At 65.6% G+C, this 16,248-nt stretch carries 13 protein-coding genes; 11 read left to right on the top strand and 2 right to left on the bottom strand.

Features of this window, described 5'->3' with window-relative positions; translation table 11 throughout:
• Positions 1–141 precede the first annotated feature (141 nt).
• The 5 genes from MJD61_09155 (at position 142) to MJD61_09135 (ending at position 4,459) form a co-directional block, all read left to right on the top strand.
• Positions 142–621 (top strand): roadblock/LC7 domain-containing protein, encoded by a 480-nt coding sequence (locus MJD61_09155; protein MCG8555437.1) that lies wholly within the window; start codon positions 142–144, stop codon positions 619–621.
• 229 nt (positions 622–850) lie between these two features.
• Positions 851–1,441 (top strand): ADP-ribosylation factor-like protein, encoded by a 591-nt coding sequence (locus MJD61_09150; protein MCG8555436.1) that lies wholly within the window; start codon positions 851–853, stop codon positions 1,439–1,441.
• A 58-nt stretch (positions 1,442–1,499) separates the two neighbouring features.
• On the top strand, positions 1,500–2,414 hold the full coding sequence (locus tag MJD61_09145) for an ATP-binding cassette domain-containing protein (protein MCG8555435.1): 915 nt from the start codon (positions 1,500–1,502) through the stop codon (positions 2,412–2,414).
• 18 nt (positions 2,415–2,432) lie between these two features.
• Entirely contained in the window at positions 2,433–3,314 is an 882-nt protein-coding gene (locus MJD61_09140; protein ID MCG8555434.1) for a permease-like cell division protein FtsX, read from the top strand.
• Between the two features lie 161 nt (positions 3,315–3,475).
• A complete protein-coding gene (locus MJD61_09135) occupies positions 3,476–4,459 on the top strand; it encodes a M23 family metallopeptidase (protein ID MCG8555433.1) in 984 nt (327 codons plus the stop codon).
• Here MJD61_09135 and MJD61_09130 read toward each other — a convergent pair.
• Complete coding sequence (locus tag MJD61_09130; GenBank protein MCG8555432.1) at positions 4,449–6,611, bottom strand: putative metal-binding motif-containing protein; 2,163 nt, start codon at positions 6,609–6,611, stop codon at positions 4,449–4,451. The two genes, MJD61_09135 and MJD61_09130, sit on opposite strands and share 11 nt — an antisense overlap.
• Positions 6,612–6,723: 112 nt before the next feature.
• Between MJD61_09130 and MJD61_09125 the strand changes: the two genes are divergently transcribed.
• From MJD61_09125 to MJD61_09115, 3 genes are all read left to right on the top strand, one after another.
• Complete coding sequence (locus tag MJD61_09125) at positions 6,724–7,860, top strand: hypothetical protein (protein MCG8555431.1); 1,137 nt, start codon at positions 6,724–6,726, stop codon at positions 7,858–7,860.
• Between the two features lie 513 nt (positions 7,861–8,373).
• Complete coding sequence (locus tag MJD61_09120; protein ID MCG8555430.1) at positions 8,374–8,796, top strand: hypothetical protein; 423 nt, start codon at positions 8,374–8,376, stop codon at positions 8,794–8,796.
• 223 nt (positions 8,797–9,019) lie between these two features.
• Positions 9,020–10,684, top strand: a complete 1,665-nt coding sequence (locus MJD61_09115) for a hypothetical protein (protein MCG8555429.1) — start codon at positions 9,020–9,022, stop codon at positions 10,682–10,684.
• 18 nt (positions 10,685–10,702) lie between these two features.
• On the opposite strand, the gene MJD61_09110 is transcribed toward MJD61_09115, so the two are convergent.
• Positions 10,703–13,786, bottom strand: a complete 3,084-nt coding sequence (locus MJD61_09110) for a HEAT repeat domain-containing protein (protein ID MCG8555428.1) — start codon at positions 13,784–13,786, stop codon at positions 10,703–10,705.
• A 71-nt stretch (positions 13,787–13,857) separates the two neighbouring features.
• On the opposite strand from MJD61_09110, the gene miaB reads away from it, so the two are divergent.
• The 3 genes from miaB to MJD61_09095 all read left to right on the top strand — a co-directional run.
• Positions 13,858–15,360, top strand: coding sequence for a tRNA (N6-isopentenyl adenosine(37)-C2)-methylthiotransferase MiaB (miaB, locus tag MJD61_09105; GenBank protein MCG8555427.1), 1,503 nt, complete (start codon positions 13,858–13,860; stop codon positions 15,358–15,360).
• Positions 15,357–15,788 carry a VanZ family protein gene (locus MJD61_09100; GenBank protein MCG8555426.1) on the top strand — a complete coding sequence of 144 codons (432 nt, stop codon included), beginning with the start codon at positions 15,357–15,359 and terminating at the stop codon, positions 15,786–15,788. Before miaB ends, MJD61_09100 begins: the two co-directional genes overlap by 4 nt.
• A 91-nt stretch (positions 15,789–15,879) precedes the next feature.
• Positions 15,880–16,248, top strand: a 369-nt coding sequence (locus MJD61_09095) for a hypothetical protein (protein MCG8555425.1), incomplete at its 3' end; no start/stop codon positions are given.

Genomic DNA, 16,248 nt, shown 5'->3' with positions numbered 1-16,248 from the left:
GCGCATGAACACAGTGCGCATGAACACAGTGCGCATGAACACAGTGCGCATGAACACAGTGCGCATGAACACAGTGCGCATGAACACAGTGCGCGTGAATACGGAGACTGCGCCACCCGGATGCTGCGCGCGGAGGAATCGATGGGCACCCCGCAGATGGTGATGTACGAACAGGAGTTCCACCAGATCCAAGCGATCGTGGAAGACTTGCTCAGGGCATCGAACGCGCGCGTCGTATTCACCATCGACAAGAACGGTCAGCTGATCGCAGCTGCAGGCGAAACCGAGCACGTGGACACCACTTCCTTGGCGTCGCTGACCGCTGGCAACATCGCGGCGACCGGCGGCATGGCGAAGCTGCTGCGTGAGAATGAGTTCACAACTCAATTCCACGAGGGGGAGAACGCCAATATCCACATCCAACTCGTGGGCAATAGGGTGATTTTGGTCGTTATCTTTGATAACAAGACCAGCCTCGGATTGGTCCGGTTGAGAGTCAAGAAGGCAAGCGAGCTGCTCAATAGAATCTTCGATGAGCTGATGCAGAAGGTCCAGGAACCCGGCCAGGCACCGTTCGCTGAGATCACAGACGACGACATCGATAACCTGTTCAACGATTAGAGCGCCCACCGGTTTGAGTTCTATGCAATCCTGTGCCTTTCCCCCCAGCCCCGGCCTATCTCCTGCCTCGCCGCTGCGGTGTAGCGCTGCTACGCCTGGTCCTGGGGCTGCCGGGGCGCTCGGGTCTAGAACGAAATGCTTGGATTTCTCGAGGTATTCAAACCGATCGGCGCTCTAGCGGGTAACCGGAGACGACCGTTACGTTCCCCTTCGGAGGCGCTGGCTCCCCATGTCTTTCATCAACTATTTGTCGCGTGAGATCAATTGCAAGATCGTCTACTACGGACCTGGTCTTTGCGGTAAGACGACCAACCTGCAGCACATCTACGCCAAGACCAGTCCTGAAGCAAAGGGCAAGATGATCTCGCTTGCGACCGAGACCGAGCGCACATTGTTTTTCGACTTCTTGCCGCTCGCACTCGGTGAAATTCGAGGTTTCAAGACCAGGTTTCACCTCTATACGGTGCCAGGTCAAGTCTTCTACGACGCGAGCCGCAAACTGATTCTGAAGGGAGTCGATGGGGTCGTGTTCGTGGCGGACTCGCAGATCGCCCGTATGGAGGCCAATATGGAGTCGCTCGACAATCTGCGCACCAACCTAGCCGAGCAGGGTTACTCGCTCGACAAGGTGCCCTACGTGGTGCAGTACAACAAGCGAGACATGCCGGGTATCGCGCCGGTTGAAGAGCTGCGCAGTGTGCTCAACCCAAGCGGTGTGCCCGAGTTCGAATCGATCGCGAGTGAGGGGCCCGGGGTTTTCGACACACTCAAGGCGGTGGCGAAGCTGGTGCTGCAAGAGCTCAAGCGGGGCGCACGCTAGCAAGGGGTTCGGGCGCGGATTTTTTGCCCTGGTTTCGCCGACCTGATAACGAGGGGACATGGCCGGCCCCAGCAATCTCAACGACAGCGCGGTTGTACGCAGACCCTTTGGTTTCTTTCGCGGCGGAGGCGGCGGAAGTGGCGGCGGAAGGGCCGTGCTCGTGATGGAGGACGTCTACAAGTACCATCGGCGGGATATCCCGACGCTTCGGGGTGTGAACCTGCGCGTCGAACGCGGGGAGTTCGTGTTCGTCACCGGCCCGAGCGGCGCCGGCAAAAGCACGTTGCTGCAGCTGATATATCGGGGCCAGATGGTCGATGCCGGCCGAATCCTCTTCTGTTCCCGCGACATATCGCGTCTGTGCGAGCGGTCGGTGCCCTTCTTGCGGCGCAACTTGGGCGTTGTCTTCCAAGACTTCAAGGTGATTCCTCACTGGAGCGTGTTCGAGAACGTGGCCATCTGCCTCGAAATCATCTCGATGCCCCCTCGCATCGTTCGCGCGCGCGTTAGCGAGGCCCTGGAGCGTGTCGGGCTGGCGGGCCGAGGCGACGAGCCCACGGCGAACCTGTCGGGAGGCGAGCAGCAACGGGTCGCGGTGGCGAGAGCGATCGTCACGGAGCCCGCCCTGATCCTGGCGGACGAGCCTACCGGCAACCTGGACCCGCAGCTCGCGATCGACATCTTGACTCTGCTGGAAGAAATCAACCAAGCGGGCGCGACCGTCATTTTCGCGACGCACGATCATTCGCTCATGCAAGCGTCACCGCACCGCACGATGGTCCTGGACCAGGGTCGCGTTATCGAAGCGCGTTTCGGGCTGCGCTCGGCGTCGGCAGCACAGCAGTCCGGTTTGGAGGTCGAGCGGCCTCTGGATGAGCAAGTGGACGTAGAGATCGAGCACGATCCGAAGCCGCCACCTGGTGTGACGGCCCATTCCGGTATCGCGACCCAGCAGCAGGAGCTCGGCGCGTAGCGCAGCCACAGGTGAGCGATGGGATTCAAGACGGCATTGTTGCGAGCTAGCAGGGGCTTCAGGCAGGATCTGAGACTCCATTTCGCCGCAGTCTCCAGTCTCGCAGTAGCGTTTCTGTGTCTCGGCGGAACGCTGCTTGCCATGGGCAATCTGACCCGAGTCGCGGAGCACTTTGGCCAGCAACGACACATCGTCTTCTACCTCAAGCCGGACGCGAGCGAGCAGGGTGTGGCCCAGCTGCGGGCCTCACTCGAGGCGCTGCCCGAGGTGCGAGAGGTGCGGCAGGTAGGTACGCGTGAGGCGCGCGAAGAGTTCGGCCGGCAGTTTGGCTTCGGCGAGGCGCTTTCGGGTATATCGCCTGCAGCGTTCCCCGCTTTTCTCGAGCTGCGCCTGAACGGCGAGCACGCGGCCGCCCGCGCCGCTCAGTTGGTCGAGCGCGTGGGCGATCTCGCGATGGTTGACGAGATCGAGACCTACGACGGTTGGTTCGGGAAGCTGACGTCGCTGTTGCAGGCGGGGCGCACGGTGTCCGGGATCGTGGCGCTGGTGGTCGCCCTGTGCGTGCTGGCGGTTGTAAGCAATACGATACGCCTCGCAGTCTCCAGTCGTCGTCAGGAGATCGAGGTGCTCAAGCTTTGTGGTGCCAGCGACAGGTTTGTACGCCAGCCCTTCGTGATGGAAGGTGCGATGCAGGGCGCGGCGGCGGCAGTGCTCGCCATTCTTGCGCTGCTCGGCGGCTATCTCGTGTTCCACGATGCCATCGACGCGATCATGGGCCCGCTGGTTGGTATCCAGCTGGCTTTCGTCGACCTCCGGGTGCTTGTCGGGCTCGTGCTTGGGGGTCTCATCGCAGGTACGCTGGGGAGCGTTTTGGCGCTGCGGCAGTACTTGGCGGTCTGATGATTATCTCTTGCCTTTCCATCCCGCCCGGCCTTTCCATCCCGCCCGGCGAGGTTGTGCCTTCCAGCGGGGGGAGCATTCGCCCGGCGCTGTGCGCTGCCGGCCGGCCGGCTCGAAGCCGATCCGGCAGGAGTGGTTTGACCCGGCGCCTTCGGAGTCGCGTGAGCCTGCAGGTCGTGGCCGCCGGGCTGATGGCCTTCTGGGGTGGCAAGGTCGCGCAGGGGCAGGCCCTGGCGTCACTCGACGCGCCCTGGAACGGTCAGCTGCACGCTATCGCTGATCGGCTCGACGAGCTCGAGGACGAGCTCGACACGGTCGAGACCAGCATCGCTGTGGGCGAACGGCGGCTCCGGAGCAACGCCCGCACGCTGTCGCGCCTGGATCGGGCCGGGATGCTGCCGATGGCCGGGGGCGTCGCGGCCATGCTGGGACACACGTCCAGGCTCGAGCGCCTCAGGCGGGTGGTGCAAGCGGACCTCGCCGGGTTGACCTCGCTGCAGACCCAGCGGCGGGCGTTGGTGCGCAGCCGGGAGGCGCTTGGCCGAAGTCATGAGGGCATCGCTTCCGGGGTGCTGCAGCAGCGACGCCGTGCCCATGGGCGAGCGGCTCCACCCGAGCTGACAGCGCGACCAAGCGGGCGGGCTCCTGGGTCTAGGGCCTCGCGCTTTGCTGTATCGGGCGCTGCCGCGCACTCTGCTGTGTCGAGCGGGGGCCGCACGTTCGGAGCTCGGCATCGGCACCCGCTCTTCGGGATGCTGGCAATGCCCGTGAAGACTCCGGCACGTATTCGCGATGCGTCGCGCCCGGACAGCGAGGGGCCTGGCCTCGAGTTTCTTGCACCGGGAGGGGCCGACGTGCTTGCTGCAGCGTCGGGTAGCGTCGCGTTTTCGGACGTTTACGCGGGCTACGGGCGACTCATCATCCTCGATCACGGCGAAGGGCTGTACACGGTGTACGGGGGCCTGCGCCATGTTGGCGTCGAAGTGGGAGACGAGGTCGGCGCTCGTGCCAGGTTGGGGAGCGTCGGTCGCAAGGGCCAGGCCGCCGTACTCTTCTTCGCCGTGCGTCAGGGTGCTGCCGCGCTGCCTCCGCGAGGTTGGCTCGAGCCGGAAGCTTCCGTTTCCGGTTGGCTGACTAAGGACTAGGGTCTGTTACGTCCACGTCCAAGGTGTAGGGGCCGGCGCTGTTCGAGCCGAAGCCGTCCACGATAAAGAAGTGGGTGCCCGGCGGCAGCAGCTCGTCGAGCGCGCTTGCGCGACGCCCTCCCATGCCGTGATGGTTGCACGCCTGTTCTTTCTGCGACTGGCAGGCGGCGGCGCCGATCCGGCCGGCGTCGAAGAATCGATAGAGCACCGTATCGAAACTCGTAGAATCGGATTCGAGCTCGGCGCGCACACGCATTTCCCTTTGTAGCTCGATCACGAATGCGGCGTCTCTTGAGCCAAGCCCGCCGCATCGGGCCTCGTAATCGCCTAACAGAGCCCTGGTATCGCCGCGGAAAACGCCTCCCTCGCTGGGGATGCCGAATGCGACTGCGCAATTGTCGTTGCTCCTGACAAAAAGTGGCGACGTCGGAGGGTGAGTCTCCGCCTCGAGCGCGAAATCCGTGGTCAGCGGGGCCTCGACCACCAGGTAGTAATTCCCCGCTGCGACGCCGCGCAGGCGCTTGCGGATATCGTTTCCCTTCAGGCACAGGAGCTCGGACCGGGCGTCGCATTGCGTGCTGAAGGCCATCGTGAAGGTTCCCCGTGCGCCTTTCAGCTCGAGCGCCAAGTCCGATTTCTCGAGCAGCTCGAGGGTGTAGACCGCGTCGGGATAGTGCAGTCCGCACGAGGTGGTGACGAAATCCTGAGCCCCCACGAGTGTGCCCAGCGTGGGCTGCGCATCCGGCTCGACCGGGCTCGCCGTCGCGCAGCTGTCTGCATCCGGTACAGCGGTTGCCTGCTCAGAAGTCAGATCCAGCGTGAAGTCTACTTCGCGATAGGCGGGGCCTTCGACGATCAGGGCGTACTCGCCCGGCTCGAGGGAATACAACTTGCCCAGCGCGGGTGCCCCGCGCACGCAACGCAGCGTAGTGGCCGAGTCGCCGCACCTCCGGCGCACGGCAAACGCCATCTGCTCCTTGCCCGCGCTGAACAGGCTCACGTTCACGTTCTGCTTCTGATCGAGGTGGAATCCGTAGGCGAGATCCGAGGCTCCAGCGAAACCGCACTCGAGCTCGTAATCGTCGCTCACATCCACGAAGTCGCCGCGCACTCGCTCACCCACACCGAGCAGGCTTGCCGTCCCGCAGGTAGCGTTGGGGGCGGCAGCGCTCGGAGCCGAGAGACGCACATCCACGACCACCTCTTGGGCGTGTTGGCTTGCCAGCAGCACGAAGTACCTGCCCGCCGCCAACGCCCGTGTGCGCAGCTGGGCCTGCGCCCCGGCTCGGCACTCGATCTCCGGCACGGTGTCGCTGCACCTCGATCGAAGCTCGATCGCCACCGCAGTGGGGTCTCCGTCGGCTTTGAGGCCTCGAGCCGTGACAGCGAGGTCGTGTTCGGCCTCCAGCGTCAGTGCCAGCACGACGTCAGGAGCGGAGAGAGCCACTTCCGTGCAGGACAGGGTGTAGTCCGATCGAGCACCGCGAAGGGCCACACTGAAGACGCCGTTCGCGTCGATGACCCGCGCGTCTTCGCAGCTATCGTGCGGCACGCCGCCGCACGCCGCCACTTCGTCGATCTTGCCGTCGCAGTCGTTGTCCACCGTGTCGCGGCAGATCTCATCGATCCGCGCCCCGCGCCTTGGATCGCGATCGTCGCAGTCTGTGCCACCGGGGCAGTGCCAGTCGGTCTCCCCATCACCGTCCTGATCCCGTGGTGCGTGCACGCAGGTTGCGTTCGCTTCGTCGCAGCTGTCGATCGTACACACGTCGTGGTCGTCGCAGCTGCGTACCTGGGCCGCCTGGCAGTCCTTGACAGGATCGCAATACTCGCTCCCGTTACAGTAAACACCATCGTCGCAGTGGGTCCGGTCGCTGAGGTGGACGCAGTAGCCTGGCCTGACACACAGGTCGCGCGTGCATTGCACATCGTCCTTGCAGTCGGCGGAGACCGAGCAGAGTGTGGCTCCAGGTGGGATGGGTACGGAGCCCCCGTCGGGTTTTGGGTTCGCAGGCAAGGGCGGCAGGGAAAACTGCGCTGTTTCTCCCTGACAGGCGGCACACAACCACAAGCCAAGCAACAGCACACAGCTGCCGCGGCGTGCTCGGCGGGAGCAACACAGCCAGCGGTGGTCGGAACCGGCGAAACGCATGAGTTGTTCTTTCGCGGGCCCTTAGCAGGGCCCACCGCGGATCGCGACTCCTCAACTACCAGGACGGCCGTTCGTTACAGCTTAGAGCACCAAACGTAGCGCGCCACGCAGCATGGTAAACGCGTCTGAGCAGAGTCTGCCCTTGCCGGAAGCACAGCTTCCGGGTTCGTTGCGCCGTTTTTGCAAGGCAACGACCCCGGCAAAGATCCGCCTCATGGCTGCCAAGGGTCTGGTGCCGGTCAGGGGCAGCGACCAGGTGACCCTTGTCGTGCAGCTGAGCGCCGATCCGGACGACGAGGTACGGCAGGCGGCCAGAGAGTCACTTGCGAGGCTGCCCGACAGTATACTGTGGAGCGCCTGCGAGGCCGAGCTTCATCCCGCCGTCCTGGACGCTCTGGCCCTGTTTCTTGCGCACAGCGAGCCCGTCCTGATGCGCGTCGTAGGCAATCCAGCGGTCTTGGATTCCACCCTCGAGCGCATCGCTGCTTTGGGCGGCGAGCATGTGTCCGAGCGCATCGCCACCAACGAGCAACGGCTGCTGGGAGCGCCACGTATTGTCGAGGCGCTGTACAAGAACCCAGCCACGCGCATGTCGACTGCCGACCGATTGCTGGAGCTCGCCGTTCGCAATGGCCTCGAGCTCCGCGGCATCCCCATGTTCGAACAGGCGGCGCAAGCCGTTCAGGGGCAGCTGATACCCGAGCCTAGCGAAGAGCCGCTTCCCACGGACGTCGCGTTTCAGGAGTCCCTGCAGCAGGACGACGATGACCCCGAAGCCATCGAACGGGACCGGGTGGACGGCAGCGAGTCGCTCAAGCAGAAATACCAACCGCTGGCCATGCGCATCGCGCAGATGTCGCTGACGGAAAAGCTGCGCCTGTCGTTCGTCGGCAACGCGGCGGCTCGGGCGTTATTGGTGCGGGACTGCAACAAGCAGGTGGCCATGTCCGCGTTGAGCTCCCCCAAGTTCACCGTGAAGGAGGCCCTGGAGGTGGCCCATAGCCGCGCGGTGGACGAATCGCTGCTGCGCTACATCGCCAACAAGCGAGACTGGCTCCGCAACGGCGAGCTGAAGCGCGCCCTCGTGTTCAATCCCAAGACACCCGTGGGGCTATCGTTGCGATTCCTGAGCCACATGCGCCTGAGCGATCTCAAGGCGCTGACCAAGAGCAGGAACGTTGCGGCCCAGATCAAGGCAGCCGCTTCGCAGTATCTGATGCGCCGCGAGCGGGCCGGCAGGGCGCACTAGCTACAGCTGGCTACATATTGGTGCAAAAAGTAGGGGAGGTTTTTCAATGATTTCGGCTTGCTCTGTCCGTGGTCCGAGCCGCGAGAGGTTAATACAGTGGAACGCCGGCTGCGCATCTGCCGCGGTCGTGAGCGGCCGCCTGCGCCTGATGGTTCAAGGCTTGCGCTAAAAAAGCGCGGACTTCGGCCGGCGACTTCGACAATTGGCCGAGATGGGGCTATACGACCGGTCGCGAAGTGGTAATCTCCGCAAGCCCGTCACGCAGGACCGATGTCGCAGCGCTGGCTCCACCGTGGTGCTGGTGTGGTGCGGCGCTCTGTGGAACAGCCACAGCCTCTTTTGGAACAGCCGCAAGGGCCGCGGATCGAGGGATAGCAGGTCAATCAAGCACATCGGAAAGTCTCGGCTCCATGTCGGCTAGGCTCATATGCTGATCGGGCAGAGACATCCGTACGGCTAGGCAAGTGCATAAAGAGAACGAGCATCTGGATTTGGTACCCGGCAGGAGACAGGATGAGTAACCTTAAAACGGTCTGCCAAGCGATCTTGGTAGCGAGCTTGGTTTGTTCCACCTTTGGGTTTAGCGCGACGGGCTGCAGCAGCGGCGATGGGGGTACGCGTATCGGTGGCCGTTCTGGGACCCGCGGTAGCAGCGGCACGCGAGGCGGAGGCGGAGCGGGCGTTCAAGGCGGAGCGGGCGGCGGCGTCAATCCCGGTGGCGGTGTCGGTGGTGGCGTCGGTCCCGGTGGCGCCGGCGGTATTGGCACGGGTGGCATCGGCGTGGGGGGCATGGGCGGCATCGGCGTGGGTGGCCGTGCCGGCTCCGTGGGTGTCGCGGGCACTCTGGGTCCTGACGCAGGGGATGCCTCCATGGACGCTTCGGACGCCTCGGACGCTGCCGACGGCTCGGCGGAGGGCGGGGGCAATAGCAAATAGCCCTCAATCGCGAGTTTCCGATGGCTTGAAGCGAGCGCAGCGGTCGACCCGGATCGGCCGCGTTGCTCGCGCGCGCCAGGTCCAAGCGAATTTTTTCGCCAATGCGGCGAGTGTACGCGCACGAACAGCGTTTCTGGTACGCTCGGCTCGGGGCGCGCGCTCCTGACGATGCGCCTCCAATCCACCTTACACCCAGGCGCAGCCTGGCTTGGAGCGTAATCGCATGCACTTGCGCGACGAAGACACCCTGAACAAGTGGCCGCGGAACGCGCCCAAATCGGCGCGTCCATACCTGCTTGGATCGAGCTGCGTGTTGACAGTCGCGCTCGCGTGTGTGGGCTGCAGCTGCGGCGATGACGAAACCGGCGGCGCGCCGGGCGACTCGGGGGCTGGACTTGTGGACGCGTCGACGGACGCCGGCATGGGTTCGGACGGCGCTACCGTTCAGCAGGACGCGGGCATGTCGGATTCGTCCGCCGCGTCTTGCGAGGTTGTTCGGGGCGTCACCGTGGGTGGCCGCTGCAGTGGTACTTGCGCCAACAGATTGAGCTGCGAGCCGTTTACAAGGCTCACCACAGGCGTGATCGACTTGGGCGGAGCGCCTCCCGGGATGGGCGGCGACGGGGGGGTGCCGGACGCCGCCGGCGTGGACGCCATGGCGCCCGACGCGGGGCCGATGATCCCGGCGTGTGGTGAGCCGGTACCCGCCGAGACCGGATTCGAGTTCCCCGTGTTTCAGGGGGGGTTGTGTACGCAAGAGTGCAATCCTGACAACAGCGACGCATGCGGGCCCTGTGCGGTGTGCACCAACCTCTTCCTGCTGGGGTCCGAGCCCCTTGGAACACGCGACAGCCGGTGCCGTCCCGTCTGCACCCCCTCTCTGACAGGGCGTGGCGGATGTCCCGAAGGCTACGCGTGCTCGATCTACGGCGTGTGCTTGAACGCCTGTACCCAAGGCTCGAACGCGTGCAAGATTACGGGCAGGGATCTGGATCGGGACGGCCGGGCCGAGCTCGTGCTCGACCCCAGCCTGCCGTCGATTTGCGACTCTGCAACCGGACTGTGCTCCACACCCATGGCCAAGCCGGGCGATCCCTGTCAAGCGGACTCGGAGTGCGCGCCCTACTCGCTGTGCATGGTGGATCGCGAGGGTCAAGGCCGCTGCGTGTCCGGCGGCTGCCACGAGGAGCTAGGGCTTGCGTGCGCGCCGGGCGAGATCTGCGATCAGCGCTTGCACCCCGCCGGTATCTGTCTCAAGGAGTGCACCCTGGGCGCCGAGGCCATGAGCCTGCAGCTGGGGGTGGGCGGCCACGGCCAGGGCTGTGCCGCCTCCGAGGCGTGCCGCTGGACGGCGGCGGGTGACCCGTCGATGCCCTTGCTCGCGGCTCGCCATGGGAGCTGCCAACCCGCCAACTACAACGACGTGCAAGCCCCAAACATCGGCGCTCCTTGCACACAGGACTCCGAGTGCTACTCGCCCTACGGCTTGGGCGTGTGCTGGTTCCGCTCGCCGCGCGTGGCTCAGAGCGGCTATTGCGCGGTCATCGACTGCGCGTCAGGCAACTCGATCGATGGCATCCTGCCAGGCCTGGCAGCGGACAGGCCTGTCTGCCCCGAGAGCGATGGCCTGTGCGTCGTGCGGGCCAATAGGGATAACGAGCCGATCGGGACCATCTGCCTAAAGACGTGTGCCGATCCCAGCGACTGCCTCGCAGGGTACGGCTGCGTGCAGCTTTCTTCCGAACCGAGCCCTAAACTCTGCTTGCTGGAGTGCAATTCCGATGCGGATTGTCACATGGGAGCCAGCTGCCTCAACCCCGACGGCAACCCCTGTGCCCGCAACGACCCGCATTGCAGCTGCAGCGACCTGGCTCCACGCTGCCGTTGACCCGCAACGAAGTCCTGGTCAGCGATCTGTGAATCGGTTCAGTTCTACGCTGCTCGGGTCCTCGAGCCGCAAGGGGCCGTCCGGTACAGAATCCAGTCGCAGGCTGCCGTTGGCGTTGGTGCGAGCCACGAGCACGGATGCGTCCCACAGCTGTACGGCAACAAGACGGTTTCGAAGCAGCCGCTCGCTGTCGGCGGCGTACGCGTGTGCATAGAGCTCCTGGTCCCCGGCGGGTGCTTCCGGGCTGGCACAAAGCCTGGCCAAGTAGGGCTGCACCACCTTGCGGCTGCACGCGAGTAGTGCACGAGCCAGATGGACTCGCCGAGACGCTGCAGTTTGCGGATCGCGCAACAGCGCCTGGATCCAACGACTGGCCGCGGCCCGCACGAGGTGGCTGTGCCCCGTGGCGAGCCAGTACTCGGGTCCGCGCTCAGGTCCGCAGGAGCCGGCGCCTAGCGCCGCGAGTGCGACAAGCAAGTTCGCCGTCACGTACGGTTCGCGCTTGCGGGTGAGAGCGCACAGATGGGTCTTGAAGCTTGGGGGCGTCCGAACGCCCTTCGCCATCATGCGGGCAACGGCGAAGGCTGCCGCCGCGTTGGCCGGCCAGGCGCCACGGTCGATTACGCGTAGCAGGTGGCGCGCATCGTTTCCATTGCCGTGCTGGCCAAGCGCTGCAGCCGCGGCTGCAGCCGCAGCGGTACCGTCGTTGGCCAGGACGAAGCGCAGCGCCTGCAGCGCGTCAGGGGTCCCGAAGCGGCCGAGCGCATAGGTGGCGCTTGCACGCCTGTGGGAGGAAGGATGATCGAGCAGCCCACCAAGGGATCTGGCAGCCTGCGGAACCCGCCATTGTGCCAGCGCTTCGATCGCAGCTGCGGCGAGATGGGAGTCCGAGCCGCGAGCGATCGCTTCCAGCAGTGTGTGCGTCCGATTCGCAGTGCTCCGATCGAGTGTGACGCCATGACGGCGCAGCGTTCCGGCCAGTGCCGTGATCAGCGCTCGTGAGATCACTGCAGGCTCGCCCTGCGCCGGCCGCCGCAGCGGCAAGTTCGCTTCCTGCCGCAGGGAACGGGCAAGGCGGTGGGTTAGCGGTTCGATTAGCTCGGCCGGTGCCGAGTTCGCGAGCGCACGTGCGGCGGCCGAGCGCGCGGACGCTCGGGGCACAGCCAGCAGCTCGGCAAGCGCTGCCGTACTGGCTCGGTTTCCGGCCAGCCTGCCCAGGCCCAAGATTGCGGAGAGCCGCACCGAGTCGTCGCTGCTCGAAAGCAGTCCCGTCAGGGGATCGGCCGCAGCCTGGCCCCGTGCGAGCCCCAGCAGAGAAGCCAGCTTGCCTTGGTGCTCGATCGGAGCCCGTTCGAGCGCTTCGAGCAAAGGTGGGGTGAGCCCCTCGTCGTGTCCGGCCCGCTCGAAGTACAGCTCGAGGGCTTCGATCAGGGCCGCCAATTCATCCGGCTGCAGGTCGTTCAGCTTGCGCGCCAGCACCCTCGATGCCTGCGGAGCACCGGTCACGGCAAGGGCCTGGAGCAATTCCCGGCCTGGGGTGACGGCCTTGGCGAGCGCACGCTCGAGCGAGTCCGCGGACGCATGCGTGCGTGTGACGTTCGAGATACGCAGCAGGCAGCGAGCCGCCGCGGCTGAGGCGGCGGCTTGCCCGGCCCGTGCCGCGTCTAAGGCCGCCTCACCCAGCGCACGAACGATACGCTCCACGTCGGCTCCTCGACCCAACGCCTGCAGGCCCCAGACGCGCTGGACAACCGCTTCAGCGGCCGCAGCCCCCAAACGGGGATCGCCAAGGTGCGCGAGCAACAGCCCCAAAGCCTCATCGCCCGCGACACTGCCCATGGCCGCAAGCGCAGCCTGTCCGATACGGGGGTCAGAGCCTGGCAGCACTCCCTTCAGCGCTGCCACGATCCTGCTGTGCAACGCGAGCGTATCGCTCTGGCATCCTGCCTCGCGCAGGCTCCTGGCGGCCGACCCCCGGCCGCTCCCGCTCCCGCCCAACCCGGGTTGAGCCAAGTACCAGTGTGGGGAGCCGAACCCCCGTTCCTTCCCGCTCGACCCGGGTTGCCTCCTGCTCGACCCGGGTTGAATCAAGTTGGGTTGAATCAAGTTGGCCAGGAGTGCGGCGCGTGTCTCCCCTGACCCGGGTTGCGGCAAGCTCAACCCGGGTCGCCGGGGTACAACGCTGGTCTCTGCGCCCGCGCGATCCAGGGGGAGCCACCGGGGTGCGGACCCTGCTGCGGCTGCAGTTGCCGATCCGGGCTGAAGTGACTCCGGTTCGAGCAACAACCGGAGTTGTGAATAGATTCGCTGGCGATACTTTCCTTGGCAATGCGTCGATCCTGAGCCATGCTCTTCCGAGCTGGCAACAGCGCCGAGTGCCGCTATAGCCGCGAGGGCAACCTCGGTTACCCGGTCTCGACTGCCCATGGCCAGGTTGGGCACGGCGCGCGGGTCAGCGAGCTTGCCTAGCGCCCTGTAGGCGCTGGTTCGCACCTGTGCGTTGTGGTCGGCGGCGCTGGCTGCAAGGGCGACTACAGCACGTCGGTCCCCCAGCTCGCCGAGGTGCCGAGCAACGGACGCCCTCACGGCCGGCGCGGGGTCGTTCAACTTGCCCAGCAGAGGGATCACCACCGAAGCCCGCTTGGTTTCGGCCAGCGCAGCGACCGCGGCCATGCGCATGCGTTCGTCCGCATCATGAAGGATTCGTATCATACTGGACAGGGAACCCGGTTGCCCCATGCGAAACAGGGCCCTGGAAGCTTCCAGCCTGCTTCGAGGTTCGCTGACCTTGAGCCAGTCACGCAGGGTCGGTGCCAGCTGCCGAATTCGGAGGTGACCCGCGGTGCGGGCTGCTTGAAGGCGCACGCCAAGGTCCGCGTCGGCTAGCGCAGTGCCGAGAAGGTCGGGCAGTCGCTCGCTACCGTGGTACTGCGACAGTAGCTGGACGGCCATCCGGCGCTGCTCGATATCCTCCGAGCGGAGTTGGGTCGCCAGGGTCGATATCGCGCCCGGCCACTCGAACCCCATGCATAGCGCGCTCAGCACCAGGACACAGGCCGGGCACCTGCGCCGAATGGGCTGGCAGTCGCGAAGCATCGACATAGTGTCAGTGAGTTGCTAATGCGGGCGGCAACGCGCGCCACGGGCGGCACTGGCAGCCATGGGACGGAACCGTGGTTGCGCGACTCCGCCCCAAGGTACACTGGCTTGTCGCCGGCGTGGTGAGGGCTCCGCTGCAGATGAAGAGATACGTGCTTCAGACCTTCGGCTGTCAGATGAATGTCCACGATTCGGACCGAATCGCGGACGTGCTGAGCCGGCATGGCTACTCGATTACCGACGAACCCACGCTGGCCGACGCGCTGGTTATCAATAGCTGCTCGGTGCGAGAGAAGGCCGAGCACAAGCTCGTGAGCCTCGTGGGCGCCCTGCGCCTCCTCAAGGAGCAACGCCCCGATCTGGTGATCGCCGTGGCGGGCTGCATGGCGCAGCACGCCGGCCGGGCCTTGCTCCGGCGCGTGCCGTTGGTGGACGTGCTGATCGGCCCTGACAACATTGCAGAGCTTCCCGGTCTGCTGGACGCAGCCCGGCGCGGCGCTGGCCCGCAAGTGCGGACCGAGCTCGACCTGGCGGCGCCGCAGTTCCTGTGCGCGCCTACGGATGGCCTGCGTGCGGGGGCCAGTGCTTTCGTTACCGTGATGAAGGGTTGCGACGAGCGCTGCAGTTTCTGCATCGTGCCTTACACGCGCGGTTCCGAACGCTACCGGCCCGCGCGAGACATCGTGGCGGAGGTGCGCGCGCTCGTTGCAGCTGGGGTACGCGAGATCGTGCTGCTGGGGCAAACCGTCAATTCGTGGTTCGAGCCGGGGACGGTCCGGCGGAGGGGTAGCTCGCAGTTCGCCGAGCTGCTTCGGCGAATCGCGCACGAGGTGCCTGAGCTGTTGCGCCTGCGCTACACGTCGCCCCATCCCCGCCACCTGACTTCCTCGCTGATCGAGGCGCATGCTACGCTCGACGTGCTCCCTTGGCACGTACATCTGCCCGTACAGTCGGGATCCGACCGCGTGCTCAAGCGCATGATACGCCGGTATCGACGGGACACGTTCATCGAGCGCGCTCGAGCGCTATGCGCGGCCCGGTCGGGGTTCACCCTCTCGACAGATGTCATCGTCGGTTTTCCCGGCGAAACGGAGCAGGACTTCCAACAAACACTGTCGCTTGTGCGTGAAGTCGGTTTCGTTTCGGCGTTCGCCTTCAAGTACTCGCCACGCCCGCACACTTCGGCCCTCGCCCTGGCGGATGACGTCCCCGAGGCGGTCAAGGACGAGCGGCTGCAGCGCGTGCTCGCGCTGGTGGAAAAGCAGCAACAGGCCCACTTGCGCTCGCTGGTGGGCACGCGCACGCAGGTCCTGATCGAGGGCCCTGGTCGCGGGGATTCCACTCGTTTCAAGGGCCGCAGCCATCGTCACGAGATCGTGCATGTGGCCGTCCAGGCCCCCTCGGGCGGGCTCGTCGGGCGCCTCCTCGAGGTGGAGATCTGCCAGGCGCACCGTCACTCCGTTTCGGCCATGGCCTGCGATGCCCGCGAGGGGTTGCGGCAGGCCGCAGCGCGGGCGCGCCGCCACGACGCAACTCGCCGGGGTGGCTCCCTGCACCTACCGGTGTTTAGCGCGTGACCCGTTCCGACGTTGTGGCGCAACGTCAGCCGCTGCGGCTTGCCCTGGCTTGGGGTCCGGCCCTCCTCTATACCGTTGCCATCTGGATCGCCTCGTCGCTGCCGCACCTTCAGGTGCCGCTGGACCGCGTCCCCTGGCGCGACAAAGGCGTCCATTTCGTGGAGTATGCCGTGCTGGGCGCGCTCGTGGTTCGGGGCGCCCTTCGCACGTGGCCGCTTGTCTCGCGCGTCCGCCTGCTGTTGCTCTCGTGGACGGCGACTGCAATCTGGGGCCTGATCGATGAGATCCACCAGGCCTTCGTGCCTGGCCGGCTCGCGGACGTAGCAGACGTTGTTGCCGACGTGCTCGGCGGCGTCGCCGGCGTCGCTGTTGCCGGCCTGCTGTCTTGGCTGGCTGCCCGACGCAGTCCCCGCACGCATGAAGCATGACGGGCGCCGTGAAAGGGCCCGGCGCGACCACGACTCTGGGGCCCGCGGAAGAATAACTCATCCATTTCGCCGGTTCTGACCACCGCTGGCTATGTTGTTCCTGCTCGAAGTATCCCCACTGCCGACCAGCTCCTGCTTCACGGTGTCGATCGGCTTGGCTTGTCTGACGATCGTGCAGCCTGCGGTGGTGACGGCGCAGGATACGGGCCCGGAGACCGACACAGACGCCACGGAGGAGCGTGCTTTGGCCAAAGGACGTGCTGCCAGGCCGAGCGAGCCCGCGCCGCCTGCCGGGGACGAGGCGGCGACCGAGGAGATCATGGTCCGGGGCATTCGGGGCAGCCTGAGACGGTCGATGGATGTCAAGCGTCAGGCTGGTTCGATCGTCGACGCCATCGCCGCGGAGGACCTCGGGAAGTTTCCGGAGCAGAACGTGGCCGAGTCGCTGCAGCGCATTGCG

The organism is Pseudomonadota bacterium (genome assembly GCA_022361155.1).
In the GTDB taxonomy this organism is placed as follows: domain Bacteria; phylum Myxococcota_A; class Polyangia; order Polyangiales; family JAKSBK01; genus JAKSBK01.
This window is presented reverse-complemented; position numbering and strand designations above follow the sequence as displayed.